The organism is Lysinibacillus sp. NPDC086135 (assembly GCF_044746345.1).
GTDB lineage: Bacteria > Bacillota > Bacilli > Bacillales_A > Planococcaceae > Lysinibacillus.
This window is the reverse complement of record NZ_JBIVCA010000013.1, coordinates 23,446-46,077: the sequence shown is the minus strand read 5'-3', so window position 1 is coordinate 46,077 and position 22,632 is coordinate 23,446. Positions and strand designations below refer to the sequence as shown.

Genomic DNA, 22,632 nt, shown 5'->3' with positions numbered 1-22,632 from the left:
AGGTGAATAAAAGCAAAAAGAATAAGACTCATTCACCTCACCTCTTACCCAAATTGTACCATTATTTGTAGTGGAAAATAATACTCCCTTTCATTAACTTGCCTCGTTAGTTGAATAGCAACAATCTTTTAGAAAACAACCTATATCTTTTATTACTTAGAAGTTTAAGAAATAGGCTTAATGTACAATTAATAATTGATATAAGCTTCTTTTAAATTACTGCAACATTCGATTGATTTAATTGTTGTAGTAAATAGGGTCATATCTGTGGTAAAAAAGGATAGATAGAGCGAATTTATTTAAGCTCTTCTATCCTTTTAATTTCTATACATATAATGTGTGACATTAAATAAGAATTCACTATTTAAAATAGTTTCAGCTTATAACTCACTTTTAATAAAAAATTTGCCTATACTTTCACACCACGTATCTGATGGAAGCCTAATGAATAATGATAACACCATACAATTTCTTGTAATGACACACTATCTATACACCTCTTTTATTCCCCCAAACAAGGGCATGCAACTGTGGTAGTACTTTGACATCTCTGAATTCCTCATCATTAATCACTCTATCAATCAGTGCATGATATTTATCCAATAAATGTAGTATTAATCGTGAATTGTCAGTCGACGTTAGCTCATCATTACCGACTTGAAGATAAAAAGGAATCATTGGATATCGATGGTGAATTTGTTTAGCATAATCGTAATCCTCTTGATTAAATACGACTATTTTGAGAGATATATGGTGATTACTATTTCGATTTTTAAGCTTTTCGAAGATATCAGAGAGCACCGAATAGTCTGTGGTCATTCCAGAACTAGGTGGCTTTGGTGAGATTGTCAGTTCATCAATCTCATACATCCATTTTTGCCACCTACTTCCCTGTGTTTCTACCCCGACCTTTATGTCATTTTCTTTTAAAATTGCAATGAGTTCTTCCAAATTTTGATGGAGTGCAGGATTGCCGCCTGAAATCGTGACAAATGAAAAACCACTGCCTCCAAGGCTTTTCAACTCAGACCAAATCTCTTCTGCTGTCATTTGGACGATAAGATACTTTCCGCTACCATCCCACGTAAACGATGAATCACACCAAGAACAGGAATAATCACAGCCTGCAGTTCTCACAAACATAGTCTTCTGGCCAACGACCATTCCCTCACCTTGAATCGTCGGTCCAAAAATCTCGATAACAGGTACCTTACTCAACTTCCATCCACTCCCGTCTAGCTTCTGCATAGCTTGTCGGAGTTTCATATAGCCTGATAAACTCTACACGAGCACCGTTATATCTTTGTTTATCAAGCAAGGCCTCAGTTAACTTTTCGTAAATCCAAACAACAATGTTCTCTGCCGTCGTATTCATGGGTGGAAGCGTTTCATTTAAATAACGGTGATCCAAATGAATTTCTATTTTTTGTTTCCATATTGCTTTTATATCGCCAAAATCAATCATCAAACCGCGTTCATCTGTGTATCCACTCAGTCCTAATACTACGCGATACGTATGACCGTGCAGGTTTTTACATTTCCCCTCATAATTGTGTAAATGATGAGCAGCATCGAAGGTAAATTCTTTGCTTATGAGTACACGCTTTGCATGATAGTTCAATTGATTTCTTTGAATATCTTCATCTATTTTTTGGAGTTTATCGACAATTATAAAGTCTGACATGCTTTAAGACTCCTTCCTGAAGCTCAAATACTCATCAAGCCCTTTATTTCGCAGTTTACATGCTGGGCATTCACCACAGCCATCTGCTATTACACCATTATAGCAAGTCAACGTTCTTTCCCGAATAAATTCAAGTGCTCCAAATTGATCGGCAAGCTCCCATGTTTGTGCCTTATTCAGCCACATCAACGGTGTATCAATCACAAAGGAATCATCCATCGATAAATTTAACGTTACATTCAAGGATTTAATAAAAACATCTCGGCAATCCGGATATCCACTAAAATCCGTTTCACAAACGCCAGTTACAATATGCTTAGCTCCTACTTGGCTCGCTAAAACGCCCGCAAATGAAAGAAAAAGAAGATTTCGGCCAGGTACAAAGGTCGATGGAAGCTCACCATTTTCTCCGTCTTCTACCTTTATGTCTTGTCGCGTCAATGCATTCGGAGCAAGCTGATTCAGGAGTGACATATCAAGAATGTGATGCTTAACTCCGAGCTCCCGTGCTATCTCCTTCGCACATTCAATTTCAAGACGATGCCTTTGACCATAATCAAAAGTAACAGCCTCAACTTCTTCAAAACGTTCTTTTGCCCAGAACAAACAGGTTGTACTGTCCTGACCTCCACTAAATACAACAATTGCTTTTTCCTGCTTCATCTATAAAAACTCCCTTATATCGAGAACAGCACTCTAAGAAAGAGCTGCTTTCTTCTTATTTTTTTTTTAACGAATATTGTGTGCCTTGGTACCAATAAGTCCAATCCTTTAATCCATTTTCACGGCTTCGGCAAGACATAAAAAAACCTCCTTGTAAAATGTTTCCCAACACTTTTCAAGAGAGGCAGTACCAATCATTCTACTAAAACATAAGTAAAAACATAAAAAAAAACCACGTCCGATATGGACATGGCATATTGTCATGTTTCCATAGTTTTTTATAGAGGGTATTTGCTATGAACCTCTCCCGTTCTAGTCCGGGCATTCTTTTCTTCAATATAATACAAAAAATAGTATAAAACGTCAATCGGATTTTTCTTTCTGGAAAAACACTGTTATATTGCCCTATATTTTAGCCGTACACTAAACACTTTGCTGAGATTAAATTTATTCATATTTTGAGGATATATAGATAGTCACATTACCTCAATAAATTATAATTCCATTGTCTAGAACTGCTTTATTTTGTACCTGATTTCCTAAAATATATAGCTTTTTCAAATTGGGCAAATTCACTAAAGGCTCTACATTCGAAATAGCGTTATTTTCCAAATGAAGCTCCTCAATTTGTTGCCACTTTTCCATAAAACTTAATGATTGTAGTGAACTATCTTGGATAGTGAATGAATGCAAAGCTGTAAGGCCAACAAAGTAAGGCATTACCTGATCAACTTCATGTACCCAATCACCATTATCTATTCGGAAGGATACATTATTCAAAGTTAAATGTTCCAGTTTGTTGTTGTTAAACGAATTTTGACTATTAAATTGGAACTTACACTCATTACAATTTAACGTTTTTACATGTTGTAAATTGAATAATTCACTCGTCTCTTCATAAAAAGTTGTTTCATTTAAATTTATAGTTTGCAGATTTGGTAGACGATTTAAAGAACGAATGCCTGTAAAATCGCCTGACTCCATCGCTGTAAGTTGTTCTAGCTGTGGGTATTTCAGTAATTCTGCTCCATTCAAATACGACTGTGCCCCACTTATATCAACAGTTAAATCTTTTAAAGTAGGTGCCTCTAACTTAGGTAGGAAAGTACTTGTTAATACTGCTTTTTTTAAATTTGGTGCTACAATCGGTGCTATTTGGCCACTATAACCAGTTATCGATAAATCGGTCAGTGAAGTCAGGCTGTTCATAATATCAAGCAATTCTAATTTATAAAGAGAAGCTAAGCGAAGCTTTGTCAATGATGACTTATTTCTAAGGCGTTCTACATTCGTAATATCCATATTTTCAAGATCAAGTGTTTGCAAACTAGGCATGTTTTGTATAAAATCAAGCGTTTTTAAGTTTTTTACCGCTGTAAGTTTCAAATTTTGTAATTGATTCAGTGAATAGAACGAGCTAAAATCTGTTGCTTCACTATAATCTATTGCTAACGACTCTAAATCACTTAACGGAGACAACCACTTCAAATCGTTGGCAAATTTTAAAGACAATGATTTTAAAGGCAGTTTATTCATAAGTGGGAAATCTGTAACCTCCTCGGTATGATACGAAATTTCAAGTGATTGAAGGTTAGGAAATTCTAATAATAAAGCAAGTTCATCATTACTTCGAATTTGAATAGAGAGCTCTACAACATTAGACTTATCACTAAAATAGTCAGCAATTTTACTAAATGATTCATTAAAGCGACCTGTATAGCTTTTTAAACCTTCCAGATGTCGGAAGCTTACACTTTCACTTTGTGATATTTCATAATCGCCCATCAGATTCAATACCGTCAATCCTGTAAAGGCTTCAAAATCTTTTTGTTCAATTTTTTGTGTATTTAATAACTTATCTATAATAATATAGGTAGAAATTTTGGCTTGCTTATTTGTAAACGGATCGTCAAGACTGTAATCAAAATGCCATTGATCTTCAGAATAGTATGCCTTCAAATAACGGATACTTGCGATTTCTTCTTTAGACGGCATTGCTTCACCTTTATCAAAAATATCTTTTAAAAAGAATAAAAGAACTTCGCTTTCTGGCATTTTCCGAATAGGTATTTCCTTATGGTTACCAAATTCTGTTTGATTGCCACTCAAAAGAACATAGCCAAGAAATGTACAAAGGATAACAATCGGTATTATTAAAAGCGCTTTTAAATTCGTTTTTGGACGTGTATCTTTATGCGCAGAAGTTGTACCATAATAATTATTAATCGTCTGATCAACATAATAAACTTTATTCTCTTTCAACATTATTTCAGTTTCACAAAAAGGACATTTGAATGATTGTCCCTCTCTATATTCAATTTTTCCATTACAATTCGGACAATTTAATTTAATGAATTCCACTGGCAATCCCCTCTCCAGCTCTACTTTTAATTAAGCTTAGTTGTCCGAAAAATAATTGTCAATATTTCTATTAAATACTAATTATCTTCCACCTTAAGACCTACAAAAAAAGTCGCCCATAAGGCGACTTTTTTTGTTTATTCACTTTTTTATACAATAAGTTTAAACTTCTGGTTTACTATTACTTGTGATACGGCACTGGAAATATAAATCTAACAAAGCCGCAACTTCACAACAAGCTCCACAAAGTCTCTATAATCCTCTGACGTAAGAGTAAGCTTTTACGTTTAAAGGTTTACTCATCGCGATCAAGTGCTTCTTTCACAAATGTAGGAAGTGCGAATGCACCAACGTGTAAATCTGTGTTGTAATATTTCGTTTTTAGAGCAAATTTGTCCCAAGCATCTACTTGAATATCTTTAATTGGATGTAATGCTTTTGAAGCAAATCCGAATAGCCAGTGTCCTGATGGATACGTTGGCATATGGAATTGATATACGCTTGCGATTGGGAAAATACCTTTAATTTTTTTATGTGCTTTACGCATGTTTTCTGCATACTCCGTGAAGTAGGGTGATTCGTGTTGGTTAATTAAAATTCCTTTTTCATTTAATACACGGTAGCATTCTTTATAAAAAGCTGTTGTAAATAAACCTTCACCGACAGAAATTGGATCAGTAGAATCTACTAATATTAAATCGAATGATTGATCAGCTGCGTTTTGAACGTAAGCTAAACCATCATCGAAAATCAATTCCATACGAGGATCTTCTTCGACACCTGCAGCTGTAATTGGAAGGTATTTTTGGCTTAAACGGAATACTAATTCATCGATTTCAACCATAACTACTTTTTCTACTGATTCGTAACGTAGTACTTCACGAGCAGTCCCACCATCACCACCACCAATAATTAATACCTTTTTTATATCTAGGTTAGTAGCGAATGCTGGGTGCGTAATCATATCGTGATAAACGAACTCATCTTTTTCATTAACCATCATCAAACCGTCTAACGTGAAGAAAGTACCAAACTCTTCACTTTTATAAAAATCGATTTTTTGGAACGGAGATTGTTCACTATGAATCTCTTCGTTGTATCCGATTGAAAATTTACAGTTATCGCTCCATTGTTCTGTATACCATTTCATTAAATCACGTCCTCTAATACTTCTTGTTTCACTAGAATTGTATCAATTTCTTGTTCTGCAAATTGGCGAATTTTATCTGCCATTCCACGTGGTACTTCAAATGATTCTGTCTTTTTCGCTTGCAGTTTTTGTTCTAAATATTCTGCTGCCTTCCAAGGACTTACTGAGTCACCACAAGTGTAAACATCTACAGAAGCAAATCCGTATTCTGGCCAAGTATGAATCGTTAAATGTGATTCAGCAATAATTACTGCACCCGAAACCCCATATGGGTTGAAATGATGGAAGCAAGATTCTACAATTGTTGCCCCAGAATAGTCAGCAGCTTCATTCATAAACTGCTCGATTAATGCATTTTGCTCAATAATTTCACTTGGGCAACCATAAAATTCAATTAATACGTGTCTTCCTAATGTTGATAATTCAATGCTCATTTATTTGTCTCCCTTACGACTGTAATATAATTTTCTTCTTTCGTTTCGAACAGAACATTCCCAAAATTAAGATAATAGAAGTTATATAATTCTACTACTTCCTCTGAAATAACTTCACCAGGGATAATTAGTGGTATTCCCGGTGGATAAATCATTAATGAATCTGCACTAATTCGACCTACCGCATCATAAATTAACTTTGTTTCTGTTTCAGCATTACACGCCTGTTGCGGTGTCATTGCTAATTTATTAATTTGATTCGCTGTCACATAAGCTGACTGAATCACATCTTTTTTTGCGTGAATACGTTCAATATCTTTTAACGCATGTACTAATTTACCGATTGTTTCATTCGTATCAACATGACTAATGACTGCCATTATGACATATCCTTCAGCAAGTTCTACTTGAACGCCATATTGTTGTTTCAATATTGTGTAAACTTCGAAACCAGTTAAACCGAGATCGTTCACACGAATAACAAGTTTCGTCCAATCATAGGATTGATTGAAATTTTGTTGTACATATTCAGCTTTTAGCACTTCATAGCGTGAATTATTTTCAATTTCCTCAATTGCCGCATCAACAATTGACTTTAATTGGCTATAACGTTGTTGTCCATACACCGCTAATTCTCTTCGTGCTACATCTAAAGAACTCATTAATAAATAATTTGCACTCGTCGTTTGCAGCATATTTAATACTTTTTGCAAATGCTTCGAATCGATTCGTTTTTCTTGTAGTAATAGAAGCGAACTTTGTGTTAATGAACCCCCGGTTTTATGCATACTGACTGTTACTGCATCGGCACCAGCACTAATGGCATCGTTTGCATCAGGTAAAAATGTTAAATGCGCTCCGTGTGCACTATCAACAATAACGGTTACATTTTGTTCATGTGCAAGCTTACAAATTTCTTGCAGTTGATTCATCGATCCAAAATATGTTGGATACGTTACAAGTAAAGCTTTCGCTTGTGGATTTTCTGCAAGCGCTGTTTTGACATTTTCAACTGATATTCCGTGTGCAATACCAAAATGTTGATCAACTTCAGGTTGAATAAATACTGGTTTTGCTCCGCTTAATATAATGCCGTTCATAACTGATTTATGGCAGTTACGAGGTACAATCAATGTATCTCCTTGTTTACATGTCGCTAAAATCATCGCGAGAATACCTACAGTAGTGCCATTTACTAAAAAGTAAGCGTAGTCTACATTAAATGCTTGTGCAGCTAATTGCTGAGCTTCTTTTATAACCGATTCCGGATGACTTAATAAATCAAGCTCCTTCATCGAGTTTACGTCCATTCTTAATGTCATTTCTCCAAGCGTCCATTTTAATGGGTTTTCATGTAGCCCCATTTTATGTCCAGGTACATCAAACGGCGTAACATCTTGTTTAGTATAATTGACTAAAGCTTCAAATAATGGCATGCGGTCTTGAGTGGCTAAAAATTCCGCTGTAGCCACTCGATTTTGCACGCATTGCATTATTGGCCCATAGCAACTGTTAAGAGTTGCTCTAATTGAGAAACTTTGTCTGTTTTTTCCCAAGTTACGTTGACATCACTACGTCCAAAGTGACCATAAGCTGCAACTTGTTGATATTGTGGTTTACGTAGATTTAGCATGTTAATAATGCCAGTTGGCGTTAAGTCGAATAATTGACGAATCGCTGTTAGAATTTCTTCTTTTGCTACTTTTTCTGTACCAAATGTTTCTAAAGCGATACTAATTGGTTCACTTACACCAATTGCATATGATAATTGGATTTCACATTTATCTGCCAAGCCTGCTGCAACAATATTTTTTGCTACGTATCGCGCTGCGTATGCCGCTGAACGGTCAACTTTTGTACAGTCTTTACCAGAGAATGCGCCACCACCATGACGAGCTGCGCCGCCATAAGTATCAACAATAATCTTACGTCCTGTTAAACCTGCATCTCCGTGTGGTCCGCCTACTACGAAACGACCAGTAGGATTAATTAAAATGCGGAAGTCTTCATTCATACCAAATTGCTTCGCAACAGCTTTAATTACATTTTCTGTAACGTAATCAATGAATGCTACTCGGTCAAAATCATCATCATGTTGGATTGACATTAAAACAGTATCAATTTTAGGTTGCATACTATCCGAATAATCAATGGTAACTTGTGATTTCATATCTGGTCGAGCCCATTTGAATTGACCATTTTTACGTAACTCAGTTGCACGTTTGACAAGCATATGTGCCATTTCAATTGCTAAAGGCATATAGTTTTCAGTTTCATTCGTTGCAAAACCGAACATAATACCTTGGTCACCAGCACCAACTTCTTTTGTATCGCTTGAAGAATCAACACCCATTGCGATATCAGGAGATTGCGTATGTACTAAAACTTGTACATTGCAGTTATGACCATCAATGCCGAACTTATCATCTGTGTAACCAATGCCGATTAGGGTATTACGGGCAATTTTTTCGATATCTAGTTCTGCTTTTGTAGTGATCTCTCCACCAACAATTACTGTGTTTGTAGTTGTGAATACTTCACATGCCACACGTGATAGCGGATCTTGCGATAATGCTGCGTCTAATACTGCATCTGAGATTTGGTCTGCAATTTTATCTGGATGTCCTTCCGATACAGACTCCGATGTGAATAATACTTTTTCTGACAATTTTAACTGCTCCTAACAATTATAGATTTTTAGGGCATAAAAAAAAGCTCACCCAATTTTAAGGAAAGCTTCGAATACTATCAGCTGCTGTTCCTCTTATTGTTCACAAAAGTTTAATTTTGTGCTCAGGTTCGGCCCACTGGATTCAATTCATGATGAACTAAATTGTTTGGCCACCGTATCTTCGACCCCTCGTCTCAACGGTTATTAATAAGAGCTATATTATTATGCTGAGACTCATATTAAGTCATAAACATTTGAGTGTCAATTTATTTTTTTATAATTAATCGCTATGAAAATTATTTCATTTACCCTTTTGAACTAAAAAATACTAAGTGTAACGTTTTGCACACATTAATAATTATTATAAAAAATGAATAATGATGCACTCGAAGGTTTTTTATATTAATAATAGAATGAACTCCTATTAAATTTGCTAATAGATGTGTCAAAATAACATATTGTAAACATAAAAAATTTCATTTCATCGAGGAATATATAGGAATTTTTCAGGTCTTTTATTGATAAAAATCATTCAAATTTCTATAATTCAGAATATTATTTTTGGTCAGTTATAAGAAGATCCTGACGATTCTTTCTTTCGAACATGGTGTGTTGATTGACTAAATTTTAACCATATTTATTAAACTACTAGGTGCTTTCCACTAAAGGATACTTCTTCTCTTTAAAACCACTATGGCCACCAAAGCTATGGATTGAAAATTCATTTGTCTTAGCGGAGGCTGATTTAATGCTCTTTCCCTCCTGCTATTAATTATTTGATGCAAATAATTATCTACTAAGTATTTTACTTGCTTGTTTGATAATCCTTTTTATAAAATTTTCACTTTCTATTGACAGAAAATTCAGACTAGATATATAATTTTTGGTATTACCACTGTATTTAATTTGTATTACCACTAAGCAAAGGGGACGAGGATTTGAAAGAAAAGGAACGCTCCTCAGATAAAATTGAAACTGAATTAATTAGATCTATATTGGCTGGTGTTTATTTTGTAGGAAGTATTTTACCGCCGGAAAGAGAGCTTGCCAAAAAATTTGGTGTTGGTCGACCAACTATTCGGGAGGCTCTTCAACGTTTAGGAAGGGGTGGGTGGATAACAGGGAGAAAAGGAATGCCTGCGGTTGTTAATGATTATTGGCGCAATGGGAATCTAACGACACTTGTTAATATTATTGAGAATCATCATACCATAACAGATGAATTTATCATGTACTTATTAGAATTAAGAAGTTCTTTGGCTCCGACTTATATTCGTGATGCTGTCAAGTTTAATCAGCCTAAAGTAGTTGCTCTCCTTGCCAATCTAGAGCAGCTTGAAGATAGTGCTGAAAGCTATGCAGCATTTGATTGGGATTTGCAAAAGAGGTGTGCTGGCCTTGCCGTCAATCCAATCTTTCTACTCATTTTAAATAGCTTCGATTCCATTTATATGGATATGGCAAAAAGATATTTTTCTGTAAAAGAACATCGTGTGTTGTCCTTCAACTATTACCGCGACTTATTAAACGCTGCATTAAAGGGAGATGCAACGGAAGCGGAAAGGCTGTCTACGACAACCATGGCGAAAAGCTTAGTACTCTGGAAAGATAGATAAAAATAAAGAATACTGGAGGCGTGATAAATGAAATTGAAATATTTTAAAGAATATTTTTCCTATCCTGATATATTAATCATGACCTGTCTATTCCTTATTAGTTTTGGATTGATGATTCTACATTTAACGTCTATCGGAAATTTAGGTGCTTTTATTCTAGGAATGATTATGTATTCCTTAGCTGAGTATGTTACACACAGGTTTCTTTTTCATCTGAAACCACCAAAAAGTACATTTTTGTTAAAAATGCTTAAACGTTTACATTACGACCACCATTCAAAGCCGAATGAATTACATTTATTATTTTTACCTTTATGGTATAGTGTGCCAAACATTGTAATTGCAGCAGCCATTTTTTATATTTTTTCATCTAGCTTTGTAATGACAAACGCATTTATAGCAGGCATCATGCTCTTTTTATTATTTTATGAGTGGAAGCATTATATCGCTCACCGCCCCCTTCGACCAATATCTCCATGGGGACGTTGGATGAAAAAAGTTCATTTATGGCATCATTTCAAAAATGAAAATTACTGGTATGGTGTTACGAACCCAGCCTATGATTTTCTCATGGGTACCTTTAAAAAACAAAAGAATGTTGAGCAAAGTAAAACTGCTAAAAATTTAGAGAAACGCGGCGACAACTAGAAAATAGAATTATAAAAAATATGTCTTGTAGGAGGCGCTGTAGGAGCGATTGAGGAAGTATAACAAAAGGACTTGTGTGTTATTTTACTCACAAGTCCTTAGATTGTATGATACATATTGATTTGATTGTTGCATAGTCGAGAATAGTCCTCTACTTAAATTTCTCCGTATCTTCCTCGATCGCCTTTAATAAACTAACCCTATTCAGCGTTCTTATTAACAATTGAATCTTAAAGTTTTTTTGTGTAATAGTATCGCTTACCCATTAGCGGATAATCATTGAGTACAAATTCTTCTTCATAGCCTAGCTTCACGTAAAAATCAGGTGCTTGAAAACTAAAAGTATTGAGGAAGGCATATTTGCATCCTCTATTAATAGCAATCTTCTCAGCTTTACGCATCAATTCCGTACCAATATGCTGTCCACGAAGTTTTTCACTTACCCATAAATACTCCACTTCTAACCAATTTCCATGTGTATCACCAATCAACCCCGCAACTCTATTTCCTTCTTCATCTTCTACAAAAAGACCAATATCTTTTACTACCTTATCTTCAATGTTATCAAGATTGTATTTTAATAATTCTTGAAAAATATGTTCTTTTTCTACTTCAGTGACCTTTTCGGATTCAATGTATTTCATTTATTCGACCCCTTTATACGATTTTAATTAATAAGTTTCCTAATACCTTTATTCAGCACTTCTGCCCTTTTTTAATTACTGTTTAAAGAAGAAGCATCTTTTATAAAATATTCCTGCCGTTTTGCACCTGATACAGTTTTTAATGCCAATAACCCTAATAAGAAGAAGGAAAATGAACCTATTAACCCCACAGGACGGATTGAAGTTAACTCAGCAGTTAAACCTATTAAAACCGTGAAAGCAACAATAAAACCTGCCTCAATGACACTAAAGATGCTTCCGAATCTTCCCATCATCGTCACAGGGACATGATTTTGATAGAAAGTCAAATACCCTGTATTTGCAAACGTTACAGCAAAACCGATTAAAAATACACCAGGCACTGCACTAATAAAGCCACTCGAACTGTAAAGTACTATATAACCTATTGAGGTAAAGATGGTACCAATACCTATTAAAAGATTAACTGCAAGTTGTTTTGAAAATACGGAATTAATAATTGATCCTATTATTATTCCAGCTCCAAAGACACTTAATAAAAACCCATAATTGGTGTCTGATATTGAAAGTACGCCTTTAGCAAATGCTGCCTCGAGAGAATCTATTGCAGTCATGAATATAGTAGTGCAACAAAATAATAAATATATTTTTGTGACATAAATATTGTCCTTACTGAAATTAAAAACAATTCGAACATCACTTTTTATCATATCCCAAGTAAATCTTTGCCCCTCTGTCTCTTTGAGTCTTGTATCAACATTAGGTAGCATCATTATAATAAGTGCTGAAATAAATAATGCCACTGCATTTACATGAATGGCAGTATAAGGAGTACCCATCCAAAATAAAATCCCAGCAATAGCAGGACCTATTAGTGAACCACAAGAGTTGATAAAACTACGTAGTGCATTAAAGCGTTGCCGATCTTGTTCTGGTATAAGTTTAGTCATATAAACCATAGATGTAGGTTGAAAAATAGCACTTCCCATATTTATGATAAACGCTAGTACATAAACATAAATAAGTGAAGGTAAAAATGGAATTAACGCAATACATATTGCTCGGAAAACGTCTAATCTCATCAAAAGTCGCCGTGTATTTACCCGATCAATTAAGCTACCTGACCAAGCATTAGAACATATAGTTGCAATTGGACTTAGTATATATAATAAAGCAATTGCAAGCGGGGAACCTGTTTCGTTCAATATTATTAAATTCAGTGCAATTAGGTAAACCCATGCACCCACATTTGAAATGCCTATTCCTCCTAATAGTATTAAAGGATATTTCCATCTGGACATAATCACCACTCCTATTTTATTTTTTTAAAATCAAAATAAAAAACTCACCCCCAAGATATTTATCTTGGGGGCGAGTCATATCGCGGTGCCACCCCAGTTTCATTTCTACATTGCTGCAGAAACCTTATCGAGTACGGCTTTGTGAATAAATCACCTGCGATACTCTATCTCTATAACGTGAGAATACGTTGCATCATCATTGTTCCAATAAACAAATCCTATACACAGCTCAAAGGCTTGGTTCAACACATTTCCTATCCCTCTTTTTCAGCTACCAGAGGTCTCTGTAGATAGTACATATGTTTACTCTTCTTTTCATAGCTTTTTATATGCATTTTTGTAAATTTTATACTATTCCAAACTGAAATTCAATACAAAAAAGTATGACCACTACTATTCTTTCCATGATAAATACAGAATTATTTTCATTTAAAGTATTGGTGTTACAGAATTTATTTACTTCATGCAAAATATCCATCTTTATTCAAACCGTCCCTGTCTTTCAGTAAGCACCCATTTTCGTACATAGCCCATCTTTTCTTGAATACTTTCGACTGTATTTTCACTTTTAAATGCCTTTTGCATGACAGTGTAGCGCAAATCCGTTGCTCTCACATTTGTAACGATATCCTTTGATATCGTTTGGAAAATTCGCTCAATTGTTTTTGTTGAGATAGCTTTTGATTGACTCACCTCGCTTACCCAAATCCATTCTCCTTGCTTATCTTCATGTAATTCCTCAGTTGCCTCTTTATAGTGCACCAACATGCCCATTAAAATTGGAGAAAGCTTTATTGCTCTACGCCCGTTTTGATTAGCAATGAAAACTACCGAAGATTCAAAATCAATATGAGACCATTTCATACAGACAAGCTCTGCAGGCTTACATCCTGTTTCCATTAGTAGTTGGACAATGCAGCCATTACGTCTTGCTAGCCAAGCATGCTCCTTTGTTTTAGCGTATTGAAAATAAGTTGGCCAGACATTCGCAATTTGCAGCAATTGTTTCTTCGTCAGTAATTTCAAAGCCTTTTTTTGTCGCTTTTTTGGCTGTAAAATGCCCTCATAGTCAAAGGGCTCTACCCACTCTCTTAAAAAGACAAAGTCAACAAAACCCCGTAAAGTAGCAATTTTATGATTAAACGTGTTGACATTTGCGTAGGTCTCTTTCAAATAATTACTATATATATATAACAATTCTTTTAAAAGATGATCTACATACAAGTAGTTGTTCTCATGAGCAAACGCTAAAAATTGCTGTCCATCTATATTGTATTGTTTTTTCGTAGCCGCACTTTTCTTCAAAGAGTTTAAAAGTAAAAAATAGCTATTCCATGCTTCCACTAGTGTGACCATCTTGTGACCCCCTTAGTTACTGTGCGTGTTTTATATAAGTTTACTATATTTTGGGGGCGTCAGTAATAATTCATTTATTTAAATTATAATGTCGGATAATCTGTAGTATTTATACACTATCCAGCTTCCCGTGTTCAAATGCTTCTTTCAAAATGAGGAACCAAATGATCCTATAGCAGTGTCCCACATCTTTTGTTTTCTTACAATAGTAATTTTCCGCACATTGTTGTAGGACAATTTCTTTAAAATGACCCTATTCTTGTATAACCGGGCTAATTTACATGAAAATTCGTATAATTTAGTGTTTATTGCTGTTTGTGTTATATAATAAGAGTATCAACTATACATGTAGGGGGTTTTTTAAGTATGCAAGTAAAAACAACTCGACTTGAAGCAGAAGACGCAAAAATTATTTATCAAGAAACAGCTGGGCTAGCAATAATTACGATCCATCGCCCACAGGCTAAAAACGCACTAACAGCAAATATGTGGGATCAATTGGCAAAAATAGCTTTACAAGTATTAAATAATCCGAAAAATAAAGTATTGATTTTACGCGGCTCTGGTGAAAATTTTACGGCAGGTTCTGATATTAAAGAATTCAACGCCATATCCCTTGAAAAAGCCGAAGAAGCATTTGTACATATGGAAAAAACGATATCCACAATTGAGCGTTTACCGATTCCAACGATTGGCGTCATTAATGGTCCCGCAATGGGGGCTGGTTTAGAGCTTGCGCTAGCTTGTGATATTCGCATCGGCTCTGAAAAGGCAAAGCTCGGCATCCCTGTCGGTAAATTAGGGATCACTTTAAATAACAAATTTGCACAACGTTTAGTTCAACTAGTTGGCCCTTCTACGACGAAAGATTTAGTATTTACTGGTCGTATGTTTAAAGCTGAAGAAGCCTTTAAGATTGGCATGCTTAACTATTTAGTAACTGAAAAAGACTTAAATAAATACATGATTCGCATGGGTAAACTTGTTGCAGGAATGTCACCTGAATCTTTACTGGCTGTGAAGCAATCTGTTCAAGAATGCGTGGACAGTGTACCCACATTATGGCAAGGTTCAACACCGTTTGTCGGAAAGGATTTTGCGGAAGGCTGCAGTGCCTTTGTAGAAAAACGTCAGCCACAATTTACACGTCAATCAAAATAAAAAACAGGTACTCTGCTCGCCCCATTAGCGATTGGAGGTACCTGTTTTTAGTCTTTTCGCTTTAACGCTACCGACTTAATGTGAAGATGAATGGCATCTAATTCATAACCAAAATGCTTATAAAATTCCTCCTGTATCGTTTTTTGTAATGTATGCAATCGATCTGGTAAGGAATAATTAATAGGTAGCTTTAACTGCAATGTAATCGTTGCTTGCGCTAGATCGCCTAATACGAAATGTACGTGCTCGACTTTCTGTACATTATCTTGCTTTGCACAGCAATACGTTAGTAGTTGCACATAAACATGCTTACTAATATCGATATACTCTTGTTGAAAATCAGGGCGAACAATTGTCGTCTCCCCTATTTTTTCACGCTTTGACGAGAAAATCTCGATCCCTCTTTGAACGAGTCGTTTAAAAAAGTTTTGCTCGACTTGTCGATACGGTATAGGCATTACATGCATCCCCTGCGTCTGTCGAATAAAGCGCGCTTTTGCAATTTCTTTTTGGGAACGCACATCCTCAACATAGTAAAATTTATCGATAGGACCAAGCTCTAGCTGTCGAGCTATCGTTTTTGTCATTTTATCGGACGTACCGATCAGTAAAATTGTCTGTACCTTATATGTATCGAGTGCGTTTTTTACTTCCTCGCAATGTGTATCATCTGTAAAAATAGCTCGACGAACGGCTGTTATCGTATTTTTCTCAAATTTTGCGGAGATACCCGCTACTTTCACACCATTGACAATAAGAAGACCATCATCAATAAGAGCATCTACCCCAATTTTATGGGCGAAAACAAGTGCGCTTGTACTTTTCCCTGTTCCACTTGGCCCACTTAAAGAATATACATTCATGTTATACAGCTCCTTTCCATTTCATGATAGCAGAAACATAACATTTTTTTCGTTAAAATTATTATTCCCAACATAAGTTAAATCATTTCCGCTAGCATAGGCACACATCTTCTTTAATTTAGAAATATATTCTTTTTTCAGAATAACTTTCCCTTTATGTGCTTTAGTATGATAAAATGTGAACTACTATTCTGTTATACAACTATAAGGAGTGTACTAGTTTGAAAATCGTACCATCTAAAAAAATGTCATTATTTAAACCAGCAATTTTCGGAGATTTAAAAAATCATGCTAAACAACAGGAAGCTAAAGGCATGAAAATAATAGATTTAAGCTTAGGTAGCCCTGACCTTCCCCCAGACGCTAAAATTCGCGAGCATTTATCGTATAGAGCGGGTTTAGCAGAATCCTATGGCTATACTTTAACAGGCACACAACGTTTTTATGATGCAGTTAGTCGTTATTATAAACGTCGTAGCAATGTAGATTTAGATCCCGCATCTGAAATCATTCAAACGATTGGCTCTCAAGAAGGATTAGTACATTTACCAATCGCCTTTTGTGATCCAGGAGATATCGTATTATCCACAAACCCAGCTTACGTTGCCTATGATGCAGGAATTCATCTAGCAGGGGCAACACCTTACTATATGCCTCAAACAGCTGACAACGATTATTTACCAGACTTAGATGCTGTTCCTGAAGATATTGCGCAAAAAGCTAAGCTACTAATTCTAAACTTACCAGGTAACCCAGTACCTGCAATGCCTTCATTAGCCTATTTTGAAAAAGTCATTGCATTTGCTAAAAAATATAACATCATCGTTCTACATGATGCGGCATACTCTGAGTTCTACTTTACAGGTGATGGCCCGATTAGCTTCCTATCAACTCCTGAAGCAAAAGAAGTCGGGATGGAAATTAACTCATTATCGAAAAGCTTTAGCCTTGCTGGTACACGTATCGCTTATATCGCGGGTAACGCCGAGATGATTTCGATTTTAAAACAATTAAAATCAAATTTAGATTTCGGTATTTTCGAACCAATTCAAGATGCTGCGGTCGTAGCGCTTGATAACGCAGAGGAAATTACAGCAAGCCTACGTGCAATATTCTCAGAACGCCATAAAACATTAATGGACGGCTTGCGTGAATTAGGATGGGATGCAGCCCCTTCTGACGGTGGCATGTTTGTCTGGGCAAAATATCCGTACGATATTGACTGCACAGAGCTTGCATTTAAAATAATTGAACAAGCTGGTATCGTGACAGTCCCTGGTACAGTATTTGGTTCGGCTGGACAAGGTTACTTACGTTTAGCTTTAGTACAACCGAAAGAATTGTTGCAGGAAGCTGTTGATCGTTTAGCACAAGTGCAAATTACATCACAGAAATAAACATATAAACAATATGAAAACCCTTCTAACTTTAATGGTTGGAAGGGCTTTTTCTATAGTTACCGATATAATCCTCAAGTATCGGTCTATCAGGAGGACTAATATTTTTGGGTAAATCATCTAAAGAGTAAAATTGTAGCATTGTTGCCTCATTTTGATCATGAACTAGGAGACCACTATATTCTTTACATTCGAATGCTGTAACAACGATATAAACTTCATCACCATGCGGATATTGATAAAAAAAATCTTGTCCGGAATACGTGTTGATTAATTGTAGACTTTTAGCAGTTAGTCCTGTTTCCTCAAATAATTCTCGATGGGCAACTTGCTCTAATGTTTCACCTAACTCCATTGATCCCCCAATTAACCCCCAACACCCATTATCTTTCCGAAGCTGCATTAAAACCTGTTGACGATTATTAATGACCAATACACAAGCACCACACATAATTAATGGTCGAGTTCCAACTACTTTACGCAAATCTTGTATATATCCCATAAAATCCTCCTTTAAATGTAAGTTTCATTTATACAACGCTCTTATTCGTTAAAATTGACTGATATTTTCACTAACACATAGTCTCCAGTCACTTTTGTGTCGCTACAATCAAATTTCCACCATGTCTTTCAAAGAAGACAATTCGCAGTACCTTTTTGTGCAACTTGGTTTGATATTTCGTGAAGTACCCAGCTTATTGTATAACGACTTCTTTATCTTTTCTTCAATACCTGTAAAATTACCTTTTGCCTGTGCCACCTGAACATACGGGGAGGTTCGTCAAAAAGTTTAATTAACTATATTATACATTTTTGATTGATAAATGTCTCTGAAGCGAGAATTAACGTGTTTAAAATGCTTCTTCAAATAAACTGCACCGTAGTTGTTTAAATTAATACGTTAACTAATTCGAGCAAAATAAAGATTATGTATTCGCATCGTTAAAGAACTTTCTATAATGTAACTTTATTAATGCGATTTGATATACCAATTCGTATGAAAATTGTTAAAAAGTCGCTTTATATCAATAAAAAAAGGATATCCAAATCATTTCGATTTGATATCCCTTTTATCGTGATTTTTTAAGTTTTGGACTCGAAAACAGAACCCGTTATCATAAAGGAGTCCTTTTTTCATCTACGACCCATTTTTATTGTGTAGCATCATTTTTCATCTATCAACACACGTAGTTCAATTACTTTTTCTCCGTCGCATAATAAATCATCGCAATGGTCGGTAAAGCTATTCCAATCAATATTGCTGCTTTCCAGCCAACCATGGCGTATGCCCATGCTCCTGTCGCAGAACCTATAGCGCCGCCACCAAAAAAAATGGCCATATATAAACCATTAAGTCGGCTTCGAAACTCGGCTCCCAATGAGAAAATAGCGCGTTGACCAAGAACCAGATTAGCAGAAACCCCCATATCTAAAAGGACGGCCGAAACAACCAAAGTTACTAAAGCAAACGTCGAGCCGCTTTGGATCATAAGGGGTAGCATTACAGAAATGATAACTAAAGCTAAAGCTACTCCAGTAGCTGGTCTAACCCAACCTTTATCAGCAAGATGGCCTGCCACAGGTGCAGCTACCGCCCCAGACACCCCAACCAATGCGAACAGCGCAACTTCTTTTTGGGAAAAATTAAAAATTGGACTTGTCAATAACATAGGAACAGTTGTCCAGAATAAACTAAAAGTTCCGAACACACAAAAGTGATAGAATGCTCTACGTTGCAGGACTGGTGTCGTTTTAAGTAAATGCAACATCGATTTCAGCAGTGTTGGATATTGTGTTGTTGTTATCGGCTGCCTTGTAGGAAGTAACTTTACTAATAGAAGTGCCAGAACAAAAATTATTGCTGCAGAAAAGATGAATATAGCCCGCCAGCCCATAAACTCCGTCATAACACTTGATATTGGACGAGCTAGCATGATACCAAGTAACAAGCCACTCATAACATTACCCACATTACGGCCGCGTGTGGCTTCGGGCGAAAGATGAGCTGCATACGGTACTAGTACTTGAGCAGCGACTGAGCCTAACCCGATAAACAGTGAAGTTGCAAGAAATAGCGTAGCGCTTTTAACTACAGCAGCAATCGCCAACACGACTGCAGTGAAAAGCAATAACGTAACAACAAGTTTTCGGTTTTCAAGGATATCTCCCAGAGGAACGATAAATAACAATCCGATTCCGTAACCAATTTGAGTCAGCGTGACGATAAGGCCCGCTGCCCCGGAAGATAATCCGAGTGTAGCACTGATGGGTCCTACTAAAGGCTGCGCATAATAAAGATTAGCAACAATCACGCCACAAGCTATGGCAAGAATGAGTATAATCCACGATGAAACAGGTTTCTCTACTTTTGGTTTTGTGATTGAACGCATAGAAAACTCTCCCTCAGTTTTTTTTGGTCGCATTTTTGGAATGATCATTCCAGTAATCGCAAAAAAAAAATTATTTATAGCATCTCAATTACGGTATTCATCATGTCATAAATAATTTTTTTGTTGTTTTTCACCTTGGATACTACTTTGATACTATGATTTAGATTAAGCAATAAATGTGATAAAGCCTTAATATCTTTCTCAGGGTCGATTTCTCCCGTCTGCTGTCCTTTACTTAATAGTTCATAGAAAGCCTGTTCTAATTCCTCAAAGCTGTCTCGTATCAATTTGCTTAGTTGTTCATCCGGTGAATCCAAGCCAATGCTTGCTTTTGTAATCAAGCATCCTTTGGGCAAATCATCGTCAAATGCAGAAGTAATATGCAGATCAAAATACTGCCGTATTCCGACTTTCGCTGACGGCGCATTTACCAAGAGGTTGCGTTTATTTTGATTGAATTTTTTGTATTGGTGTATTGCCTCAATATAAAGTGTCTGTTTGTCCGTAAAAGTTTCGTACAAACTTGATCTGCTTAATTCCATAGCTTTTAACAAATCCGGTATACTTGTTGCATCGTACCCTTTTTCCCAAAATACTAACATTGCCTTATGGAGTACGCGCTCCTCGTCAAACTCTTTTGAACGTCCGATGGTAAATTCCTCCTTTCAATAAGAATACTATAATATTTCCGGAACGAATAGTCCAGTATTATTTTTTCGACTCAATACGGGCGATCAAAATCTTCTCCGCTTGCCTTATCGACATATATGTGGTGAGCTTATACCCTTCATTCTAGTATTTTCTGTAATTGTCGTTGTTTGTTTTATTCTTTCTTACCTACGTGCACCATTCTCAGAACGCTATAAAACATTTATGAACGACAGGGGTTCCATCCCATCCTAATTTACGTAAGGACAGAGCTAGCCTTCCGTTTATATAAGCCCACTTATGATTATATTAGTAAAATTACATTGATGTAATTGCTAATGCTAATAACAATAGACCCAACTTTTAATATAACCATATAAAAAAATAGCTACTGCTTGTTCGCAGTAGCTATCTCTTTTTACACATCATATTTTTGATGTATCTCATCCTCGTAACGATTGTAACGATGTTTAAATAGCTTGAATAAATGTGTCACAAGCACTTTAATAATAGCATAGCCTGGAATACCTAAAATAACACCTGGTACACCAAACAAAGAACCAGCCGTTAATAACACGAAAATAATAGTTATTGGATGGATACTAAGTGATTTACCCATAATTTGTGGAGAAATGAATTTCCCTTCAATCAACTGTACGACCGTCCACACTATGGCTAGCTTAATAAGCATGAATGGTGATGTTACAAGAGCGATAATGACCGCTGGTGTAATGGCGATAACTGGACCTAAGTATGGAACAACGCTCGTAATCATAGCAAGGAACCCTAGCAATAAAGCATATTTCATACCGATAATTAAAAAGCCAATAGTCACCATGGCACCTATGCACATTGACACTAAAATTTGCCCTTGAATATAGGAACTAATTTGCTTGTCCATGTCATGGAAAATTTCGTGTACTTCTTTACGCATACGTGGCGGGCACATTTTTAAAATAAAGCTTGGTAGTTTTTCGCCATCTTTAAGTAAGTAAAATAAAATAAATGGCACCGTTACTAATGATAGAACAATTCCTGTTAAGGCTGAAACGAAGCCAGTAATACCAGAAGCCACGCCTTGCGCTAAATTCGCAGCCGTATCTTTTACCGTCTCCACCATATCCGTAGTAAAATTTTTCACCATTGCGTCATAGTTTAAATTAATTTTATCTAGGAACTCGTTAATACGAGCATTATTCAGATAATCAGCTATATTTTGTGTAAACGCCATAAAATATCCTGGGAATTCCTGCGCTAAATTAGTAAACTGGTCTCGTAAAAACGGATAGACAAGTACTACTAATAACGTAATTATACCAATCAGAATGATATATAGAAGAAAGATACCCCAAACTCTTGGGATACGCCATCTTTCGAATAGCCCTACTATTGGGCGTAATAAATAATACCCAATAATGGCAAGTACCCCTGGTAGAATAACTACCTCAAATAAAACTTTTAGCGGGGTAAATATAAAGGAAACTTTTTGGAACATAAAAATAACGCATGCTAGCAATAATAAAATAATCAGTGTAAAAAATAAGTTTTTACCACCTAAAAAACGAATAAACTTCGTTGAAAAGAAATTCGAACGCTCTTTTGGTCTTTCTTTCTCCATCTACTCACCCCAATACAAATCCTATAT

20 protein-coding genes, 1 riboswitch and 1 other annotated feature are annotated in these 22,632 nt (G+C 35.8%); of the genes, 4 read left to right on the top strand and 16 right to left on the bottom strand.

What is annotated here, in order from left to right; translation table 11 throughout:
- Positions 1–489: 489 nt before the first annotated feature.
- The 8 genes from queE to metK form a co-directional block, all read right to left on the bottom strand.
- Entirely contained in the window at positions 490–1,218 is a 729-nt protein-coding gene (gene queE, locus ACIPKN_RS16975) for a 7-carboxy-7-deazaguanine synthase QueE (RefSeq protein ID WP_400938099.1), read from the bottom strand.
- Positions 1,211–1,684, bottom strand: coding sequence for a 6-carboxytetrahydropterin synthase QueD (queD, locus tag ACIPKN_RS16970; protein WP_400938097.1), 474 nt, complete (start codon positions 1,682–1,684; stop codon positions 1,211–1,213). The genes queE and queD overlap by 8 nt, the downstream gene beginning before the upstream one ends.
- Positions 1,685–1,687: 3 nt before the next feature.
- Positions 1,688–2,347 (bottom strand): 7-cyano-7-deazaguanine synthase QueC, encoded by a 660-nt coding sequence (queC, locus tag ACIPKN_RS16965; protein WP_400938095.1) that lies wholly within the window; start codon positions 2,345–2,347, stop codon positions 1,688–1,690.
- Positions 2,348–2,611: 264 nt separating this feature from the next.
- Positions 2,612–2,658: riboswitch (PreQ1 riboswitch) on the bottom strand.
- 175 nt (positions 2,659–2,833) lie between these two features.
- Positions 2,834–4,708, bottom strand: coding sequence for a leucine-rich repeat domain-containing protein (locus tag ACIPKN_RS16960; RefSeq protein ID WP_400938093.1), 1,875 nt, complete (start codon positions 4,706–4,708; stop codon positions 2,834–2,836).
- 295 nt (positions 4,709–5,003) lie between these two features.
- A complete protein-coding gene (gene speE, locus ACIPKN_RS16955) occupies positions 5,004–5,858 on the bottom strand; it encodes a polyamine aminopropyltransferase (protein WP_400938091.1) in 855 nt (284 codons plus the stop codon).
- The gene (gene speD / locus ACIPKN_RS16950; protein WP_082172725.1) at positions 5,858–6,292 is read right to left on the bottom strand and encodes an adenosylmethionine decarboxylase; all 435 of its coding nucleotides are present in this window, start codon (positions 6,290–6,292) and stop codon (positions 5,858–5,860) included. Before speD ends, speE begins: the two co-directional genes overlap by 1 nt.
- Positions 6,289–7,785, bottom strand: coding sequence for an aminotransferase class I/II-fold pyridoxal phosphate-dependent enzyme (locus ACIPKN_RS16945; RefSeq protein ID WP_400938088.1), 1,497 nt, complete (start codon positions 7,783–7,785; stop codon positions 6,289–6,291). Before ACIPKN_RS16945 ends, speD begins: the two co-directional genes overlap by 4 nt.
- Positions 7,785–8,960, bottom strand: a complete 1,176-nt coding sequence (metK, locus tag ACIPKN_RS16940; RefSeq protein WP_400938086.1) for a methionine adenosyltransferase — start codon at positions 8,958–8,960, stop codon at positions 7,785–7,787. The genes ACIPKN_RS16945 and metK overlap by 1 nt, the downstream gene beginning before the upstream one ends.
- Positions 8,961–9,901: 941 nt before the next feature.
- On the opposite strand from metK, the gene ACIPKN_RS16935 reads away from it, so the two are divergent.
- Positions 9,902–10,579, top strand: coding sequence for a GntR family transcriptional regulator (locus ACIPKN_RS16935; RefSeq protein WP_400938083.1), 678 nt, complete (start codon positions 9,902–9,904; stop codon positions 10,577–10,579).
- Between the two features lie 27 nt (positions 10,580–10,606).
- Entirely contained in the window at positions 10,607–11,227 is a 621-nt protein-coding gene (locus tag ACIPKN_RS16930) for a sterol desaturase family protein (protein ID WP_400938080.1), read from the top strand.
- A 230-nt stretch (positions 11,228–11,457) separates the two neighbouring features.
- Here ACIPKN_RS16930 and ACIPKN_RS16925 read toward each other — a convergent pair whose 3' ends face one another.
- The 3 genes from ACIPKN_RS16925 to ACIPKN_RS16915 form a co-directional block, all read right to left on the bottom strand.
- Positions 11,458–11,871: a GNAT family N-acetyltransferase gene (locus ACIPKN_RS16925; protein ID WP_400938078.1), complete on the bottom strand. Its 414-nt coding sequence runs from the start codon at positions 11,869–11,871 to the stop codon at positions 11,458–11,460.
- A gap of 71 nt (positions 11,872–11,942) precedes the next feature.
- Positions 11,943–13,172 (bottom strand): MFS transporter, encoded by a 1,230-nt coding sequence (locus tag ACIPKN_RS16920; protein ID WP_400938076.1) that lies wholly within the window; start codon positions 13,170–13,172, stop codon positions 11,943–11,945.
- A gap of 63 nt (positions 13,173–13,235) precedes the next feature.
- Positions 13,236–13,500, bottom strand: a binding site (T-box leader).
- A 152-nt stretch (positions 13,501–13,652) separates the two neighbouring features.
- A complete protein-coding gene (locus tag ACIPKN_RS16915; RefSeq protein ID WP_400938073.1) occupies positions 13,653–14,528 on the bottom strand; it encodes a tyrosine-type recombinase/integrase in 876 nt (291 codons plus the stop codon).
- A gap of 366 nt (positions 14,529–14,894) precedes the next feature.
- Between ACIPKN_RS16915 and ACIPKN_RS16910 the strand changes: the two genes are divergently transcribed.
- Positions 14,895–15,689, top strand: coding sequence for an enoyl-CoA hydratase/isomerase family protein (locus tag ACIPKN_RS16910; protein WP_142508085.1), 795 nt, complete (start codon positions 14,895–14,897; stop codon positions 15,687–15,689).
- Positions 15,690–15,736: 47 nt separating this feature from the next.
- On the opposite strand, the gene ACIPKN_RS16905 is transcribed toward ACIPKN_RS16910, so the two are convergent.
- Positions 15,737–16,552 carry a hypothetical protein gene (locus tag ACIPKN_RS16905; RefSeq protein ID WP_400938071.1) on the bottom strand — a complete coding sequence of 272 codons (816 nt, stop codon included), beginning with the start codon at positions 16,550–16,552 and terminating at the stop codon, positions 15,737–15,739.
- Between the two features lie 221 nt (positions 16,553–16,773).
- Here ACIPKN_RS16905 and ACIPKN_RS16900 point away from each other — a divergent pair, with 221 nt between their 5' ends.
- A complete protein-coding gene (locus ACIPKN_RS16900; protein WP_400938068.1) occupies positions 16,774–17,949 on the top strand; it encodes an aminotransferase class I/II-fold pyridoxal phosphate-dependent enzyme in 1,176 nt (391 codons plus the stop codon).
- A 31-nt stretch (positions 17,950–17,980) separates the two neighbouring features.
- Here ACIPKN_RS16900 and ACIPKN_RS16895 read toward each other — a convergent pair whose 3' ends face one another.
- The 4 genes from ACIPKN_RS16895 to ACIPKN_RS16880 form a co-directional block, all read right to left on the bottom strand.
- Positions 17,981–18,451, bottom strand: coding sequence for an NUDIX hydrolase (locus tag ACIPKN_RS16895; protein WP_400938066.1), 471 nt, complete (start codon positions 18,449–18,451; stop codon positions 17,981–17,983).
- A gap of 694 nt (positions 18,452–19,145) precedes the next feature.
- Positions 19,146–20,339, bottom strand: coding sequence for an MFS transporter (locus tag ACIPKN_RS16890; protein ID WP_400938063.1), 1,194 nt, complete (start codon positions 20,337–20,339; stop codon positions 19,146–19,148).
- 74 nt (positions 20,340–20,413) lie between these two features.
- Positions 20,414–20,941, bottom strand: coding sequence for a TetR/AcrR family transcriptional regulator (locus ACIPKN_RS16885; RefSeq protein ID WP_400938060.1), 528 nt, complete (start codon positions 20,939–20,941; stop codon positions 20,414–20,416).
- Between the two features lie 464 nt (positions 20,942–21,405).
- On the bottom strand, positions 21,406–22,605 hold the full coding sequence (locus ACIPKN_RS16880; RefSeq protein ID WP_142508078.1) for an AI-2E family transporter: 1,200 nt from the start codon (positions 22,603–22,605) through the stop codon (positions 21,406–21,408).
- Positions 22,606–22,632: the final 27 nt, after the last annotated feature.